We start from the raw sequence: 18132 nt of genomic DNA, 5'->3' as shown, positions 1-18132 counted from the left end.
AACGGTTCCAGACAATGCTCGAGTCAGAGTAAAACGAACCTGCGAACGCAGGCCCTAACAGCGCGCGATTATCCAGCAGGATGCGTTACAACGCATCAGGCTGGATCAACTATTTATCGTACAAAACACCTTGTTTCGCGCAACCAAGGCCGTTTTTTCCTTCATATTTGTAACAGAAAAGTCACAGGGCCATCATTGACCAGGTGCACCTGCATGTCAGCACCGAATCGGCCGCTTGCCACATCTGCATGCTGGCCCTGGGCTTGCTGCAAAAGATAGTCGAACAGTTCGGCACCGAGCGCTGGCGGCGCAGCCGTCGAAAAGCTCGGACGCATGCCACTGCGGGTGTCCGCAGCCAAGGTGAACTGGGACACCAGCAGCAAACCGCCGCCCACATCCTTGAGGGATAGGTTCATCTTGCCCTGCTCATCGCTGAAAACGCGGTAGTTGAGCAACTTGTGCAACAGCTTATCGGCCTGTTCACGGGTATCTTCAGGCTCTACCGCCACCAGCACCAACAAGCCTTGGTCGATGGCGCCGACAATTTCACCCGCCACCTCTACCCGCGCGCCGCGTACACGCTGCAGCAGCCCCTTCATGCTTCTTCCAGCGGCAAATCGAGCAGGCGACGGGCCATCTGATCGGCTGCCCGTACCAGCGCATCGGTGATCCCAGGCTCGGACGCCGCATGGCCCGCGTCGCGGATCACCTTCAGCTCACTGTTGGGCCATGCCTGGTGCAACGCCCAGGCGTTATCCAGCGGGCAGATCACATCATAGCGGCCATGCACGATCACGGCCGGCAGGTGGGCGATCTTGGGCATGTCGCGGATCAACTGGTCGGGTGCAAGGAACGCGTTGTTCATGAAGTAGTGGCATTCGATGCGGGCGATGGACAAGGCCCGCTGCGGCTCGGAGAAGCGGTCGATCACTAGCGGATTGGGGCGCAGGGTGGCAGTGCGGCCCTCCCAGGTGGACCAGGCCTTGGCGGCATGCATCTGGGCGATCTGATCGTTGCCGGTCAGGCGCTTGTGGAATGCCTTGACCAGGTCATTACGCTCATCCGGCGGAATCGGCGCGATGTAGTCCTGCCAGTAATCGGGGAACAGGCGGCTGGCGCCCTCCTGATAGAACCACTCGATCTCTTGCGGGCGGCACAGGAAGATGCCGCGCAGGATCAGGCCGTGAACCCGCTCGGGGTGGGTCTGGGCATAAGCCAGGGCCAGGGTCGAGCCCCAGGAGCCGCCGAATAGCACCCACTTGTCGATGCCCAGGTGCTCGCGAATGCGCTCCAGATCCTCGACCAGGTGCCAGGTGGTGTTGTTCTCCAGGCTTGCGTGCGGGGTGGAACGGCCGCAACCGCGCTGATCGAACGTGATGATGCGGTACAGGTTGGGGTCGAAATAGCAACGGCTCTGGGCATCGCAACCCGCGCCCGGGCCACCGTGAATGAACACCACCGGCAGACCTTCAGGCGAGCCGCTTTCATCGACATACAGCACATGCGGCGCTTCCACGGCCAGATCGTGCCGGGCGTAGGGTTTGATCTGCGGGTAGAGGGTCTGCATTGCGCACTCCGTGTGAGGATTTAGTCTGCCGTTGGGCATCATAAACCTGAATTGCGCTTTGAGCATGTGTCAGAAGACATCTCTCCCGCACAAGCCTGCCATGCCTCTGCCGCTGCGCTGACACCACGCCAGATTTATCTACCCCACCGACGCTTGGCCACTCTCCATAGTCCTTTGCCCCGTTTCCCGCAATGGACCTCACCATGCCTAGCCCAACCGGCAAGCCCCACACCTCGCCAGATACCCCATACGCCACCATCGAGCAAAAAATCCCTGCCTGGCTGAAAACAGCTTCCCCTGACACCCTGCGCCCAATGCGCAACTGGAAGCAGGCCCCCGCCTGGCTGGCCACGGCAATCCTGCAAATGCCGGACATCGCCAAAGCCTGGCGTGACGAGCATGCGCGCCACCGCGACCACGCGGCACAGGTGCGCAGGCTGTTTGAAGCACTTCCCGACCTGCAGAGCTACGCCAGGCAGCAACTGACAGACGCAATCACCGAGCGGTTTGGCCTGACTGTCGATGTGGACAACTGCTACCTGATGGATGCACGCCTTATCGACATGGTCAATGCCATCGACAGCCGTCAGGCCATCGACCGCGCCACCCGCTCGCTGCTGCACTGCGCCCTGCACAACTTCGATGCTGCAGCCGCAGTCGAGGGTGGGATGGATGCCGATGGCGGGCCACTGAAGAAATCCGTCATCCTCGATCACCGACGTTTCATGGGCACGGTGCCCATCACCAACACCCTGGACATCACAGCCGAGGCGTTTGCCGAGCTGTGCCGTGAGCTGGACCTGGGCCGCAAATACCACGACAAGGTTCACGCCATCTACTATCCCGAAGCCACAGCACAGCTGAGCGCCGATGAAGCTGCGCTGAACGTGTATCAAGCCTTGGGCCGCGCCGAGGTCTCGGCATTTAGGCAATCCCTGCATTTCGCCCGCCTCAAGGGCGACATAAGCGAGGTGCTGTACACCACCGCCCTTGCCACCCCCCTCGACCAACTGCCAGCCGAATCGGCAAGACCAGCGGTAGCCTTCAGCCTGCTCACACTCTGGGAAACCGAACTCACCGGTGTTGCGCTCATCACCTTGCGGACATCGGCTCAAGACACCGTGGCGCTCTACATACCTGATGACAGCGAGGCACCGCTCAAGGAATTCCCCTCCCTGAAAGCCTTGCAGGCCGATCTGAGCAGTCGGCTACGGGCGAACATCGCTTACCTGGACAGGCATGTTGCCGACCGCGACAAGGCCTCGGTGACCGCCCGCCTCAAGAACCGCCTGACCCCCATCGGCTGGAGTGTGCGCGGCCTGCATGAGCGGGTGCCGGATCCGCATGCAACGCTGTACCCGCTCGCCCAGCCGTTCCGTCATGCATTTCAGGGTGTCATGGCCTTCCAGAAAGCCGAGCGCCACGAAAAAGATGTGCTTTTCCACGCTGTACCGACAGAGATCGTCGACCGACGTGCCGCCTTCGCCCACCGACAGTTGATTGCCGGCAGGGTACTGACGGGCTTGAACATCGCAGGCTTTTTCGTGCCGGGCCTGGGCGAGGTCATGATGGCTATATGCCTGACGCAGCTGGCCTGTGAAGTCTATGAAGGAATCGAAGCGTGGAACAACGACGAACGCGAGACGGCCTACGGGTATCTGGTCGATGTTGTCGAGAACGTGGCGCTCATGGTGGCGCTCTCTGCCGCAGCCAAGGCATTGAAGAACCAAGGGGAAGGTGCTGGAGGTGCACCGGCAGTGGAACAGGAGGTGGAACGTATTCCCGTGGAAACACCCTCCTTTATCGAAGAGCTGGAAAATGTCGAATTGCCCGATGGCGAGGCTCGCCTGTGGAAGCCCGACCTGACGCCGTACCGCAGCCCCCAGGTGCTGCCCGTAAACCTGGAGCCCGATGAACACGGCCTGCTTCACTATCAAGGCAAGCGCTGGCTTGTCCTGCAGGGTAACCAGTACATCGTCAGGCCAGCCGCGCAAACTGGCGAGTACCGCCTCGTGCACCCGTCCAGGCCTGTGGCACATGAGCCAGCGCTTCGCCATAACGGCGCCGGCGCCTGGTTGTTGCCGCTGGAGCACCCTCTGCAATGGCCAATAACCACCCTGGTGCAACGCATGGGCCTTGCGGGCCGGCAATTCTCAGAAGAAACAGCCTTGCAGATACTGCGTGTCTGCGACGTACATGAAGACGTTCTGCGCCATGCCCTGACCGAGAACCTGAGGCTGCCTGCCCTGCTTGAAGACACCTTGGCCCGATTCAGGCTGGACCAGGCCGTCCGCCAGTTGCCTGACAGGAGCCAATGGCCCGCTGAGCTCGAACGTGCCTACGCGCGCCTGCCAGCAAGCCAGGCTACCGGCGCGGCAGTCACTCAGCGGGTATATCCGAACCTGCCCGCAGCAATCACCGATGAGTTGTTACGCAACGCCGCCAGCGCCGAACTTGCGGCACTCGGCACGGGCAAGCTGCCTATGCGCCTGAATGAAGAGATACGCGTCTTCCAGCAGCAGGTACGCCTCGCCCGGGCCTATGAAGGGTTATTCCTGAGCAGCGTTCGTAACGGCGACACCGATCGGCTGATCATGCACTCACTCGAACAGCTGCCTGGCTGGCCAAGTGAGATCAGGCTCGAGCTTCGCCAGCACCGTTTCTGGCCTGCTCATCGCGAAAACGTGGGGCCAACGGATGCACGGCATTTCAGGGTCATTACCAGCGCTGAGGCAGGGTATATCGTCCACGCCGAGGCAGGGGAGCAAACCCCGGTCACCGTACATGGCGATCTGTGTACGGCTCTATATTCAGCGCTGCCCCAGGCAATGGCCCAACTGGGCATTGTAAAAGGGGCTAACTTGCGCCTGCGGTTGCAGGAAGGCCCACTGTTGTCACGTGCCTCACTCAGGCAGGTGCTGGGCATGCGACCTGTGCGGCCAGGTTACCGCTCCCCCATGCGGCTCGCCGACGGGCGCATTGGGTATCCCTTGAGTGGTGGCCTGCCGACAGCGCCAGGTATCAGCCGCCATATCTTGCTTGATGCCGTCAACGCAACAGGGCTCACCGAACACACACCCAGATCGGCGGATCAGATTCTGATGATCATCGCCCGCAATGGACGCAACCCGCAGCAAGTGCTTGGACGGCTGGAGCAACTGGTGGATCAACGCCTGGAGATGCAAAGCCGGCTGGACGACTGGAACGAGGGCATTTCGTCAGAGTCCGATCAGGCAGCGCAGCAATACAGCGCCCTGCGGCAAGCAATCATGCAGCACTGGTACGACACGGCATTGATCGAGGGTGACAGCCACACCAACGAGTTGAGCCTGGAGCACGTGCCCCTGGCCGATATCCCCATGACGCTGCCGGCGTTCTTCACCTCAAACATTCGCAGGTTGCGGATTTACGACCTGCCATCAGGCACCCTCGCCGGTTGGGCGCAGAACGAACGCCTGCTGCAACGCCTGCTCAGGCAGGTGCCGCAACTTGAATCTTTGGAGATCAGCCGAGCCTACGACCCCACCGCTACACCGTCCTCTTTCATTTTCAGCATCCCTACGATCACCGAACACTTGCCTGGGTTGCGAGCACTGAGGTTCATCAACCAGAACGTCGCACTCACCTCCAATGACTTGAGCCAACTGGCCCAGATGCCTCAGCTCAGGCACCTGGACCTGAGCGGCAATCGCTTCGCCCAGCGCGAAAGCCCCAGCTTCCATGAGCTTTCTCTGGACTACCTCGGCCTGAACACCATGCAACTGCATCAATGGCCTATCGGGCTGGGCAGCGACGCCCTGGAGCGAATTGCTCACCTCTCGCTGCGTAACAACAACCTCCGGTCGCTGCCCTCGTTCCTGTTCAACGAAGCAGAAGCGATCCAACGTCCATCGAGTATTTCGCTGGAGGGTAACGACATCAATGAAAGCCATCTGCAGCGCCTGCTACTGAGCGAGAGCCGGATGAATGTGCAGGTCAATGTGGATCACCCGCCTGAACTGACCCAACGACTCGAGCGGATCCAGAATGAGCGCCAACAACTGCGCGAGGCGATCGAGGGCTGGGCGCAAGCCTCAAGCTCCAATGCCCCGCTGACCCAAGCGGTGCTTGAAGACAGGCAACGCATCGAAGTGGCGATCACCGAGTTCTGGTCCAGGCAGGAGCAGGGCCTGCAATACCTTAGGCTGCAGCTTGAAGATGTGGCGCTTGAGCACTTCCCGAGACGGCTGCCGGGCTTCTTCGGTGAGCGCGTAACCGCCTTGACGCTGACGCGCGTCAGCGGCTCAACCGCTCAGCTCGACGAATTGCTGGGCCGCTTCCCCAATATCACCCGGCTGACCCTCGAAGCGCACTTAGCGCCAATGCCATCGCTGCCATCGGCCCTGGCACGGTTGCAGCGGCTCGCGCATCTGGAATTTCGCAGCATGGGCCTGGAGATCGACCAGGCCATGATCGAAACCTTCAGCCGTTTGCCGCAACTTTCGTCGCTGGATCTGTCGGGTAACCAGGTCGGTGCCATTACCCGGATACCAGCAAACCTCTCGTCGAACCTGACATCACTGAGCCTGACCAACATGAACCTGCACGCCTGGCCAGCCTGGTGCGATGCCCTGCTGCCATTGGAATTGTTGGATTTGAGTTCCAACCATATCTCGGAGCTGCCCGACCATATTCTGGAAAACATCCACAACCCGATGCCGATCTCGTCGATTTCGATGTTCGACAACCCTCTGTCAGAGGATACGATCCAACGAGTGCGCACGTTCTCTGACAGTCAGCACAGCCTCTCCTTCGCCCTCGACATCCCCGATAACCTTGTCCTGCTTGAATCTTCTGATGAGGGTTCACTGCTCGATCATCCTCACTTCCCAGTGCCCTTCGCTGGCGACGACTCACCAAGGCTGGAGGATTGGGCGCTTGGCAACGAAGCGCAGAACGAAGCACTGAGCGACTGCTGGCAAAGGCTGCAGACCCTCGAAGGGGGCCATAACCTGCTGGCCCTCGCTGGCCGCTTGCGCAATGCGGCGCCCTACCTCGACCCTACCTCGCAAGCCGCATTCTGCGAGCGCGTGCGCATGATGCTGGTGATAGCGGCAACCCATGAGCATGAGCTGCCAACCATGAGCAGCATCGCCGCGGCGGCCCTGCCCGACCCGGTGACCGGCTCACAGACCTGCCACGATGGCGCGCTGCAGGAGTTCAACAATATCGAGCTTTACCTGATGTCGAACCGCATCCTCACTGACGCGGGCGATTCCTTGCCGGCCTTTTATCGGCGCCTGCTTCAACTGTACCGGATCGGTCAGCTGGAACTGCTGGCCAACAGCCGGACAGGCCAGGGTGACCTTGTCTCGGTACGCCTGGCTTACCGCCGGGAGCTGGCCCGGGAGCTGGACCTGCCGATTGCTGACAGTATGCGTTTTCGCGGCGCGGCCATGCTGGCACCGGGCGAGATTTCCAGTGTTCTGGAACGCGTCAGGCAAAAGGAAAACAGTGATGCGTTCATCCAGTACATGCTGGCAAACGATGACTGGACCCGCCGATTGCGCGCTGAATATCCCGGCCAGTTTGCCGAGATAGAGCAACGCTTTGGCGAGCACGTGCTCGAACTGGCTGCGCTCGACCTGCCGCTGACGGAGGAGCTGGTATTGCAGCAAAACCTGCAAAACGACAAAGACCATCAAGAGCTGGAGCTGCTTCAGGAACTGACCCGTATGCAGGGCCGGCACGAATGATCACACCCTGAAACGAACTGCGAGGGCCTTCCCAACCGGCCAGGCCTTCGCCAGTCACTGTGCATAGTGCTCCCGCCCCCACGCCAACATGGCCGTCAAAAGCTGGTGCAGGACGGCTTGCGTCGGTTGTGCCAAATCTTCGCGATAATCGAACGGTATGCTCTCTTCCATGTAGGTACTTTGCGCCAGCTCCAGTTGCACAGCATGGATATGTCCGCCAGGGTCGCCATAATGCCGGGTGATGTGCCCGCCCTTGAAGCGGCCATTGAGCACATGGCTATAGCCTTGCGCTTGTGCGCATGCGCTTTGCAACCGTTCGGCCAGTGCCGGAGCACAACTGGCACCATTGAAGGTGCCCAGATTGAAGTCTGGCAAGCTGCCTTCGAACAGGTGGGGGATGAAAGAGCGGATCGAGTGGGCATCCCATAGCAGTGCGTAGCCGAACTCGCTGCGCAAGCGTGCCAGCTCGTGCTCGATGAGCTGGTGATACGGCCGCCAGATTCGCTCGAGATAAACCTTACGCTCATTGGCAGAAGGCTCGCAGCCTTCCTTGAACAGCGGCTGCCCTTCGAACAACACCGACGGATACAGGCCCGTGGTTGCACCTGCGTACAAAGGCGTGTCGTCATCCGGCCGGTTAAGGTCGATGACGAAGCGCGAATACTCTGCCGCCACCACACTGGCCCCCAGCTCATGGGCGAAATCGTAGAGGCGCGGGATATGCCAGTCGGTGTCCGGCAGGCTGCGCGCCTCGTCGACCAGGCCGTCGCGCACGGCCGGGGTCAGCTTGAGCCCCGCATGGGGCATGCTGATCAGCAGGGGCAAACGGCCCTGGTGGAAGCTCAGTACCTTGTCCATCTCGCCTCGCTCAGTGGGATATTTCATGGCCTTTGCGCACCACGCGCTTGGGCAGGTCGCCGCCCAGCCAATAGGCCAGGTCGGCGGGGCGCTCGATCTGCCAGGCGACAAAGTCCGCCACCTTGCCGACCTCCAGCGAACCATGGGTGTCGCCCATGCCCAGCGCCGTGGCGGCATGGATGGTAACGCCAGCCAGGGCTTCTTCCGGCGTCATGCGAAACAGCGTGCACCCCATGTTCAGCATCAGCCGCAGCGACAGACCTGGCGATGTGCCAGGATTGAGGTCGCTGGCAAGGGCAATCCTCACGCCGTGGCGGCGCAAGGCGTCCATTGGAGGCAGTTGGGTTTCGCGCAGGAAGTAGAACGCGCCGGGCAGCAGCACGGCGACAGTGCCGGCCTCGGCCATGGCCACGGCGTCTTCCTCGGTCATGAATTCCAGGTGGTCGGCCGACAGCGCCTGGTAGCGCGCTGCCAGGCTGGAGCCGTGCAGCGACGAGAGCTGCTCGGCGTGCAGCTTGACCGGCAGGCCCAGTTCGCGGGCCTTGATGAACACCCGCTCGACCTGCGCCGGGGAAAACGCCAGGTGCTCGCAAAACGCGTCCACAGCGTCCACCAACCCCTCGGCGGCGAGTGCAGGCAGCATCTGGTCGCAGATATGCGCAATGTAGTCGTCGGCGCGACCGGCATATTCCGGCGGCAAGGCGTGGGCGGCCAGGCAGGTAGCGCGCACAGCAACCGGCAATTCGTCGGCCAGGCGCCTGGCCACACGGAGCATCTTGCGCTCGTTGGCCAGGTCCAGGCCGTAGCCGGACTTGATTTCGATTGTGGTTACACCATCGCGCATCAGCGCCTGTACCCGCTGGCGGGCACTGGCGAACAGCTCATCCTCGCTGGCCGCGCGGGTGGCCCGCACGGTACTGGCGATGCCCCCGCCTTGCGCAGCGATTTGGGCATAACTCACACCCTGCAAGCGCTGCTCGAACTCGCCACTGCGGTTGCCACCGAACACGGCGTGGGTGTGGCAGTCGATCAGCCCGGGGGTGACCCAGGCATTGCCCAGGTCAACCGTACGTTGCGCCTCGACCGGCCGCATTTCGCTACGTGGGCCGAGCCATTCGATCACGCCGCCGCTGGTAACGATCGCTGCGTCCTCGATGATCGAGTAACGGCCGTCCACCAGGGTTGCCACATGGCAGTGCTGCCAGAGGGTTCTCATATGCAATCTCCTGAACTAGCGATGCAGCTCGGCCGCTGCCTGGGCCACCTCGCCCTGCCCTGCTCGCGGCTTGCACCACAACAGGTAGGACGCAACCAGGAACACCACCCAGATCACACCGACAAGCAACGCTGCCTGTGTATCGGGGAAGTAACCGAGCACGCCAAAGATGAACACCATGAACGCAATGGCCATGGCCGGGCCGTAGGGCCAGAACGGTACCGGGAACTTGAGCCGAGCCGCTTCCTCGCGGCTCATGCTGCGGCGCATGGCAACCTGGGTAACCAGGATCATCAACCACACCCACACGGTGGCGAACGTGGCGATGGACGCGATCAGCAGAAACACGTTCTCGGGGATCAGGTAGTTGAGCACCACGCCAATCAACAGCGCAGCCCCCATCACCACCACGGTCATCCACGGCACTCCGTGCCTGGACAGCTGGCTGAAGCCGCGTGGCGCATGGCCTTGCTGGGCCAGGCCGTACATCATGCGACCCGCGCCGAAGATGTCACTGTTGATGGCAGAAACCGCAGCGGAAATCACCACGACGTTGAGCACTGCCGCCGCCGATCCGATGCCCAGGTTGCTGAATATCTGCACGAAGGGGCTACCTTCGCTGCCGATCTGCGGCCACGGGTAAAGGCACATCAGCACGAACAGGGTCAGTACGTAGAACAGCAGGATACGCAACGGCACGGCATTGATGGCCCTGGGGATGACCCGTTGCGGGTCCTTGGCCTCACCGGCAGTGACGCCGATGATTTCGATGCCGCCGAAGGCGAACATGACCACCGCGAAGGACGCGATCAAGCCGCCGACGCCATTGGGCATGAAGCCGCCGTGCTCGACCAGGTTACTCAAACCGACCGCATGCCCGGTGCCAACCTGGCTTAAGCCGAAAGCCATGATGCCAAGGCCGGCAAGGATCATCGCGACGATGGCACCGACCTTGAGCAGCGACAGCCAGAACTCCATCTCGCCGAACACCTTGACGTTGCACAGGTTCAGGCCACCGATCAGGAAGACGATGCCCAGCACCCAGATCCAGCGGGCCACTTCAGGAAACCAGAAGCCCATGTAGATACCAAAGGCGGTGACATCGGCGATGGCGACGATGACCATTTCGAAGGCGTAGGTCCAACCGAGGATGAAGCCGGCCATGGGGCCGAGGTAGGTGGTGGCGTAATGGCCGAAGGAGCCGGCGACCGGGTTGTGCACGGCCATCTCGCCGAGGGCGCGCATGACCATGAACACGGCTGCGCCGCCAATCAGGTAGGCCAGCAGCACGGCCGGCCCGGCCATCTGGATGGCAGAGGCCGAACCGTAGAAAAGCCCGGTACCGATTGCGGAACCGAGCGCCATGAAACGGATGTGGCGGGCCGATAGCCCACGCTTGAGACCTTGAGCTTGTTGCATGTCACGTCCTGATCTTGTTTTTGTGGTCGTGAGATCGAATGGGCCGCATGGCGGCCCCAAAGGCATCACAGGCTGGGCAGAACGCCTGCCGGCAGCAGGCCGGTCAGGCTGCCCTTGGCCAACAGCTCGACGGCCTTTTCGATATCCGGCGCAAAGAAACGGTCACGGTCGTAGTGCGGCACTTCGCTGCGCAGCGCCTGGCGCGCCTGCTCCAGCTTGGCCGAGGTCTTGAGCCCCTTGCGCAGATCCAGCCCCTGGCAGGCGCCCAGCCATTCGATGGCCAGCACGCCGCGGGTGTTCTCGGCCATTTCCCACAGGCGCTTGCCCGCAGCTGGGGCCATCGACACGTGGTCTTCCTGGTTGGCCGAGGTGGGCAGGCTGTCGACGCTGTGGGGGTGCGACAGGGCCTTGTTCTCGCTGGCCAGGGCCGCAGCCGTGACCTGAGCGATCATGAAGCCGGAGTTGACCCCACCGTTTTCCACCAGGAACGGCGGCAGCTGCGACATGTGCTTATCCATCATCAGCGAAATGCGGCGCTCGCTCAGCGAACCGATTTCGGCGATGGCCAGGGCCAGGTTGTCAGCGGCCATGGCTACAGGCTCTGCGTGGAAGTTGCCACCCGAGATCACATCGCCCTCGGCAGCGAACACCAGCGGGTTGTCCGACACCGCGTTGGCCTCGATGCCGAGCACTTCGGCGGCCTGGCGCAACTGGGTGAGGCAGGCGCCCATGACCTGCGGCTGGCAACGCAGCGAGTACGGGTCCTGAACCTTGTCGCAGTTCTTGTGCGATTGGGAAATCTCGCTGGTATCACCCAGCAGGTCGCGGAAACAGGCGGCGGTATCGATCTGGCCCCGCTGGCCACGCACGGCATGCACCCGTGCATCGAATGGCGAACGCGAGCCCAGTGCCGCTTCCACGGTCAGACCACCGCAGGCGATGGCGGCGGCGTACAGGTCTTCGGCGTAGAACAGGCCGCGCAAGGCGTAAGCCGAGGACGCCTGGGTGCCATTGAGCAGCGCCAGGCCCTCTTTGGCGGCCAGGGTCAGTGGCTCCAGGCCAGCGACGGCCAGGGCTTCAGTGGCCGACAGCCACTGGCCCTTGTACCGTGCCTTGCCTTCGCCGAGCAGCACCAGCGACATGTGCGCCAGCGGTGCCAGGTCGCCGGAGGCGCCGACAGAGCCTTTAAGCGGTATATGCGGATAGACTTCGGCGTTGACCAAGGCGATCAGCGCATCGATCACTTTGCGCCGGATGCCGGAGAAACCACGGCTGAGGCTGTTGATCTTGAGCACCATGATCAGCCGCACCAGGTCGTCGTCCAGCGGCGCTCCGATACCGGCGGCGTGGGACAGCACCAGCGAGCGCTGCAGGTTTTCCAGGTCATGGCTGGCAATACGGGTCGAAGCCAGCAGGCCGAAGCCGGTGTTGATACCGTAGGCCGTGCGGTCTTCGGCAAGGATCTGTTCGACGCAGGCGACGCTGTCGTTGATCGGCTGATCAGCGCTGGCGTCCAGGCGCAGGCGCACGGGTGCGGCGTGGATTGCGCGCAGCTGGGCCAGGGTCAGGGTGCCAGGCTTGAGGGTCAGTTCGGTCACTTCGCTACTCCATTCTGTCAGGGCCCGCAGGCCCTTTCTTGTTGTTCAGTATCGGTCAAAGTGCAGCGATCAGCCTGTGATCATTGGCAGGTCGAGGCCTTGTTCCTTGGCGCAGTCCACGGCGATGTCGTAGCCGGCGTCGGCGTGGCGCATGACACCGGTGCCCGGGTCGTTGGTCAGCACGCGGGCGATGCGTGCGGCGGCTTCATCGGTACCATCGCAGACGATGACCATGCCCGAGTGCTGCGAGAAGCCCATGCCTACCCCACCACCGTGATGCAGCGAAACCCAGGTAGCGCCGCTGGCAGTGTTGAGCAGGGCGTTGAGCAACGGCCAGTCGGAGACGGCGTCAGAACCGTCACGCATCGATTCGGTTTCACGGTTGGGGCTCGATACGGAGCCTGAGTCCAGGTGGTCACGGCCGATGACGATCGGCGCCGACAGCTCGCCGCTGCGTACCATTTCGTTGAAGGCCAGGCCCAGCTTGGCGCGAAGGCCCAGGCCAACCCAGCAGATGCGCGCTGGCAGGCCCTGGAAGCTGATGCGCTCACGGGCCATGTCCAGCCAGCGGTGCAAGTGGGCGTCGTCGGGGATCAGTTCCTTGACCTTGGCATCGGTCTTGTAGATATCCTCGGCTTCGCCGGACAGCGCAGCCCAGCGGAACGGCCCCACACCGCGGCAGAACAGCGGGCGGATGTATGCCGGTACGAAGCCTGGGAAATCGAACGCGTTGGCTACGCCCTCTTCCTTGGCCATCTGGCGGATGTTGTTACCGTAGTCGAAGGTCGGAATGCCCTGCTTCTGGAAGTCGAGCATGGCTTGTACGTGCACGGCCATGGACTGCTTGGCAGCCTTGACCACGGCAGCCGGCTCGGTCTGCGCGCGGTCACGGTACTGCTCCCAGGTCCAGCCGGCCGGCAGGTAGCCGTTGAGCGGGTCGTGGGCGCTGGTCTGGTCGGTGACCATGTCCGGGCGCACGCCACGCTTGACCAGCTCCGGCAGGACTTCTGCGGCGTTGCCATGCAGGGCAATGGAGATGGCCTTGCCTTCGGCGGTGTACTTGGCGATGCGCGCCAGGGCGTCATCGAGGTCTTTGGCCTGCTCGTCGACGTAGCGGGTTTGGAGGCGGAAATCGATACGGCTCTGCTGGCATTCGATGTTCAGCGAGCAGGCGCCGGCCAAGGTCGCGGCCAGGGGCTGGGCGCCGCCCATGCCGCCAAGGCCTGCAGTCAGTACCCACTTGCCTTTGAGGCTGCCACCGTAGTGCTGGCGGCCGGCCTCGACGAAGGTTTCATAGGTGCCTTGGACGATGCCTTGGCTGCCGATGTAGATCCAGCTGCCGGCGGTCATCTGGCCGTACATGGCCAGGCCCTTGGCGTCCAGTTCGTTGAAGTGTTCCCAGTTGGCCCAGTGCGGCACCAGGTTGGAGTTGGCGATCAGAACGCGTGGAGCGTTGCTGTGGGTTTTGAATACCCCGACCGGTTTGCCCGACTGCACCAGCAGGGTTTCGTCATCTTCCAGGCGGGTCAGGGTTTCGACGATCTTGTCGTAGCAGGCCCAGTTGCGGGCGGCGCGACCGATACCACCGTAAACCACCAGTTCCTTGGGGTTTTCTGCGACCTGCGGGTCGAGGTTGTTCATCAGCATGCGCAGTGGCGCTTCGGTCAGCCAGCTTTTGGCGGTCAGCGTGTTGCCACGTGGGGCACGGATTTCAACGTCACGGTATTTATTGTTGTCGGTCACGGGAAGGGTCCTCTGCGGTCGTCCGCGGGCAGGTGTGTCGTGTTGGATATACAAACACACCTTTACTTGTATGTACAAGCATGGACAACCAAAATAGTGGGAGCGCTTTTGAACAGCCTGGAGAAAACCGGGGCCGCTGCGCGGCCCTTTCGCGACACAAGGCCGCTCCTACACAGATCGCGTTTGCCCAGACGGGCGCGGTTTCCGGAGCGGCCTTGTGTCGCGAAAGGGCTGCACAGCAGCCTCAGCCAGCTCAGGTTGGAATCAGCTCGATCAGGCAGAACCGCCCCTGAACCTGCAACTCCAGCAGCGTGTCGTTCCCCTCGAGCCGCAGGCAGTCATACAAGCCCAACCGCTCCAAACCATGCCCGGCCAACTGCACCTCAACCTGGTTACTGCCCGAAAACAGCAGCACAGTCGACGCCGAACTGAACAACCGGCTGGTACCATCGAACCACTGCAAGCGCGCGCGATAGCGCTGCGGCGAGTAGATCAGGTTGAAATCACGAATCCTCTCACCCAGCAGCTTGCAACTGACCTGGCTCTCGCCAGCGAAAGCGAAGGCGTCGAACGGTAACAGCGGCCGGCTGGCCTGCCCGTCGACCAGCAGGCGCATGCCATCCCCCTGCAAGACCGTGATGATCCGCTGGTAGCCCGCAAACATCGAGAAACCACCAGACGCTTCGATATCCGCAATCGACAGGCGCCAGCCGAACCCCTCCAGGCCCTCGCCACTGTCGCGGGTGATTTCCTCGGTGAAGCCGCCGCCGTTCTTCCACGGCATCCGCGGGTAGTCCTGCGCACGCAACAACTGCAACGGGTTCATTTGCTGAAACGTCCTTCCAGGCGATGACGGGAGCCGGGGTGGATCAACCGCGCGGCCGTCACCGGCTGGCGACCGGACCAGGTACGGCGGCGAATCAGCAGGCAAGGCTCGCCCCGCTCGATCTGCAGCAGTTGGCACTCGTGGGGCTCGGCCAGGATCGCCTCGACCACGTGCTCACCCTCGGTCAGCGGTGCGACCTGGGACAAGTAGGCGTAAGGCGTCTGCCGAGTGAAATCCTGCTTGAGGTAGTCGGGCGCGATCGCCGCGTTGACGTAGCGGTCCTCGATTTGCACCGGGATGCCGTTTTCGTAATGCACGATAAGCGAATGGAACACCCGCTGGCCTTCGCGCATGTCCAGTGCCAAAGCGCGCTCGGAACCGGCCGCTTCTTCAGCAAGGGTGATCACCTGGCAGCTATGCTGGTGGCCACGCGCGGCAATCTCGTCGGCGATGTTGTTGACTTCGAACAACGCCGAGCGGCTCTTGGGTTCGGCCACGAATGTCCCTACCCCCTGCATGCGCACCAGCAGGCCTTCGGCAGTGAGCTCACGCAGGGCGCGGTTGATGGTCATGCGGCTGAATCCCAGCTGGCTGACCAGTTCGCTCTCCGAAGGGACCCGGTGATGGGGCGGCCAGCTGCCGTTGTCGATCTGCTGGATGATCATCTGTTTGACCCGCGCGTACAGCGGCGCCGGGCCCTCGCCCATCTGGGCAACCAGCGCGGAGACAGGAGGTGTCGGCACGGCGTTGGATCCTTGTGCGATTGAATGGGCGGTAGCTTGCCGCAGTTTACCCGGCAGGCAAACAACTGTATATGTATATACAAGTCAGCCATAACAGGATTTCACAGATGTCCGCCTACTTCGCCGAATGCGCCCTGCTGCCCGATGGTTGGGCCAGCGATGTCCGAATCGAGGTCGCCAGCGATGGCACAATGACCCACATCGAGTCCGGCGCTTCGGCCGACGGCGCCGAACGGCTGGCCGGGCCACTTCTGCCCGGCATGCCCAACCTGCACTCGCATGCCTTTCAACGCGCAATGGCCGGCCTGGCAGAAGTGGCGGGCAACCCCAACGACAGTTTCTGGACCTGGCGCGAACTGATGTATCGCCTGGTCGGCAAGATCACCCCGGAGCAACTGCAGGTCATCGCCCGCCAGCTGTACATCGAGATGCTCAAGGCCGGTTACACCTCGGTGGCCGAGTTCCACTACGTGCACCATGACCAGGCGGGCAAGGCCTATGCCGACCCAGCCGAACTGTCCCGCCGCATCAGCGCGGCGGCGGCCAGCAGCGGTATCGGCCTGACCCTGCTGCCGGTGCTGTACAGCCATGCCGGCTTCGGTGGCCAGCCGCCCAGCGAGGGGCAGCGGCGCTTCATCAATTCCACCGAGCAGTACCTGCAATTGCACGCGCAACTCGCTGCGACAATCGCTGCACAACCCGCGCAGCAGCTGGGCTTGTGCTTCCACTCGCTGCGGGCGGTCACGCCGGCGCAGATTGCCCAGGTATTGGCAGCGGGCAATCAGCAATGTCCGATCCATATTCATATCGCCGAGCAACAGAAGGAAGTGGACGACTGCCTGGCCTGGAGCGGCCTGCGCCCGTTGCAGTGGCTGTATGAGCATGTGCAGGTGGATGCGCGCTGGTGCCTGGTGCATGCCACCCACGCGCAGGCTGACGAAGTGGCGGCCATGGCCGGCAGTGGCGCGGTGGCCGGTTTGTGCCTGACCACCGAAGCCAACCTGGGTGACGGGATTTTCCCGGCAGTGGACTACCTGAGCCAGGGTGGCCGGATGGGTATCGGCTCTGACAGCCATGTATCGCTGAGCGTGGTCGAAGAGCTGCGTTGGCTCGAATATGGCCAGCGCCTTCGTGACCAGCGGCGCAACCGGCTTTATCGCGAAGATCAGCCGATGGTTGGCCGCACCCTGTATGACGCGGCACTGATGGGTGGGGCTCAGGCATTGGGGCAGCCCGTGGGTGAGCTGGCCGTGGGCAAACGTGCCGACTGGCTGGTGCTGGATGGGCAAGACCCGTATATCGCCACGGCCGACGAAGATGCAATTCTCAACCGCTGGCTGTTTGCCGGGAGCGACCGCCAGGTACGCGATGTGATGGTCAACGGGCAGTGGGTGGTGCGCCAGGGGCGCCACGGGCAAGAAGAGGAAAGCGCTCGGGCGTATGTCGAGGTGTTGCGACAGTTATTGGGCTGACGACAAAAGGGCCGCAAAGCGGCCCCCTAAGGCCTCAATGCATCTGCACGATCTGCTTGTCCGCCATGCGCCAGATCAAGCGGCTGGTGTCGTAGCCCTGTTGACGTGCCTTGGCCAGCAGGCTCTCGCGCTCCCACGCCGGCAGGGTCGGCGTACGCGACAGTATCCACAGGTACTTGCGGTCGGGGCTGCCGACAATGGCCGTGCGGTAGCGGTCGTCCACGTACAGGATCCAGTACTCCCCCTTGGTCAGGCCCGGTACCAGGCGGGTGAACCAGTTATCGAACTCCACCCACAACCTGTCGGTATGCCCCGGCTGCTGGATGTTGGCATGCCCCTCGGCGCGCAGCCATTCGTCACCCATGGTGCGGCAGCGGCTCAGCACCCCGTACGAACCATCAGGCTTGAGGTTGTAATGCGCCTCGGACTGGGCGCATTCGCTCTGGTAAGGCATGGGCAAGCGCGCCAGCTCGTACCATTTGCCCTGGTAGCGCTTGAGGTCGATATCGCCGGCGGTCTTGGGTGCCAACGGGTCGTTGGCCGACGTGGCGCAGCCACCCAGCAGCATCACCAGGCACAACCCCAGCAGCAGGTGCAGACGCGTCATTTGAGGCCCTGCCCTGAATACATCAGTACTTTGTCAGCCGCATACTGCACGCTGATGAAGCTCTTTTCGTCCCCCCAGGTACAGCTGCTCATGCCCAGTGCGCCGGAGCACTCGGTGGGTGTGCCGAGCAGTTGCTCGACCTCGGCCTTGTTCATGCCGGCCTTGAGCTTGGAATAGTTTTCCTGATTGATCTTGCTGCACGCAGTCAGGATGACGCACAGGGACAACAGGGCGAGGGAACGCAACGACATGAAGGAACACTCCTGAAAGGTGGATGCAGGCGAGAGGCCTGCAGGGACCTTCGACGGGAAAAACGGTCCCTGGTTCCCTGACAGGCCTTTTTCGTTC

General features: G+C 62.4%; 13 protein-coding genes. 2 read left to right on the top strand and 11 right to left on the bottom strand.

All coding sequences use genetic code 11. From position 1 onward, the window contains the following. Positions 1–161 precede the first annotated feature (161 nt). The gene (dtd, locus tag EGJ09_RS09215; protein ID WP_012312380.1) at positions 162–599 is read right to left on the bottom strand and encodes a D-aminoacyl-tRNA deacylase; all 438 of its coding nucleotides are present in this window, start codon (positions 597–599) and stop codon (positions 162–164) included. Further along, a complete protein-coding gene (gene pip, locus EGJ09_RS09210) occupies positions 596–1567 on the bottom strand; it encodes a prolyl aminopeptidase (RefSeq protein ID WP_012312379.1) in 972 nt (323 codons plus the stop codon). Before pip ends, dtd begins: the two co-directional genes overlap by 4 nt. Before the next feature lie 203 nt (positions 1568–1770). On the opposite strand from pip, the gene EGJ09_RS09205 reads away from it, so the two are divergent. Next, on the top strand, positions 1771–7302 hold the full coding sequence (locus tag EGJ09_RS09205) for a dermonecrotic toxin domain-containing protein (protein ID WP_256658420.1): 5532 nt from the start codon (positions 1771–1773) through the stop codon (positions 7300–7302). Between the two features lie 54 nt (positions 7303–7356). Here EGJ09_RS09205 and hutG read toward each other — a convergent pair whose 3' ends face one another. The 7 genes from hutG to hutC all read right to left on the bottom strand — a co-directional run bounded on the left by hutG (position 7357) and on the right by hutC (position 15669). After that, a complete protein-coding gene (gene hutG / locus EGJ09_RS09200) occupies positions 7357–8160 on the bottom strand; it encodes an N-formylglutamate deformylase (protein WP_125923666.1) in 804 nt (267 codons plus the stop codon). A gap of 10 nt (positions 8161–8170) precedes the next feature. Continuing rightward, positions 8171–9376, bottom strand: a complete 1206-nt coding sequence (hutI, locus tag EGJ09_RS09195; RefSeq protein WP_125923659.1) for an imidazolonepropionase — start codon at positions 9374–9376, stop codon at positions 8171–8173. 15 nt (positions 9377–9391) lie between these two features. Beyond that, positions 9392–10795 carry an amino acid permease gene (locus tag EGJ09_RS09190; protein ID WP_115273400.1) on the bottom strand — a complete coding sequence of 468 codons (1404 nt, stop codon included), beginning with the start codon at positions 10793–10795 and terminating at the stop codon, positions 9392–9394. Positions 10796–10860: 65 nt separating this feature from the next. Further along, the gene (gene hutH, locus EGJ09_RS09185; RefSeq protein ID WP_125923658.1) at positions 10861–12393 is read right to left on the bottom strand and encodes a histidine ammonia-lyase; all 1533 of its coding nucleotides are present in this window, start codon (positions 12391–12393) and stop codon (positions 10861–10863) included. Positions 12394–12462: 69 nt separating this feature from the next. Continuing rightward, entirely contained in the window at positions 12463–14136 is a 1674-nt protein-coding gene (hutU, locus tag EGJ09_RS09180; RefSeq protein ID WP_046785000.1) for a urocanate hydratase, read from the bottom strand. A gap of 253 nt (positions 14137–14389) precedes the next feature. After that, positions 14390–14962, bottom strand: a complete 573-nt coding sequence (locus EGJ09_RS09175) for a HutD family protein (protein WP_046784999.1) — start codon at positions 14960–14962, stop codon at positions 14390–14392. After that, the gene (gene hutC, locus EGJ09_RS09170) at positions 14959–15669 is read right to left on the bottom strand and encodes a histidine utilization repressor (RefSeq protein ID WP_174141112.1); all 711 of its coding nucleotides are present in this window, start codon (positions 15667–15669) and stop codon (positions 14959–14961) included. The genes EGJ09_RS09175 and hutC overlap by 4 nt, the downstream gene beginning before the upstream one ends. A 143-nt stretch (positions 15670–15812) precedes the next feature. Between hutC and EGJ09_RS09165 the strand changes: the two genes are divergently transcribed. Continuing rightward, a complete protein-coding gene (locus tag EGJ09_RS09165) occupies positions 15813–17177 on the top strand; it encodes a formimidoylglutamate deiminase (protein WP_125923657.1) in 1365 nt (454 codons plus the stop codon). A 34-nt stretch (positions 17178–17211) separates the two neighbouring features. On the opposite strand, the gene EGJ09_RS09160 is transcribed toward EGJ09_RS09165, so the two are convergent. Then, positions 17212–17784 (bottom strand): lipocalin family protein, encoded by a 573-nt coding sequence (locus EGJ09_RS09160; protein ID WP_115273394.1) that lies wholly within the window; start codon positions 17782–17784, stop codon positions 17212–17214. Next, positions 17781–18035: an outer membrane protein assembly factor BamE gene (gene bamE / locus EGJ09_RS09155; RefSeq protein WP_012312368.1), complete on the bottom strand. Its 255-nt coding sequence runs from the start codon at positions 18033–18035 to the stop codon at positions 17781–17783. The genes EGJ09_RS09160 and bamE overlap by 4 nt, the downstream gene beginning before the upstream one ends. Positions 18036–18132 lie beyond the last annotated feature (97 nt).

Origin of the sequence: Pseudomonas sp. p106 (genome assembly GCF_003936645.1) — a bacterium.
GTDB lineage: Bacteria > Pseudomonadota > Gammaproteobacteria > Pseudomonadales > Pseudomonadaceae > Aquipseudomonas > Aquipseudomonas putida_E.
The sequence above is the reverse complement of the archived record's forward strand: the minus strand, read 5'-3'. Positions and strand labels throughout refer to the sequence as shown.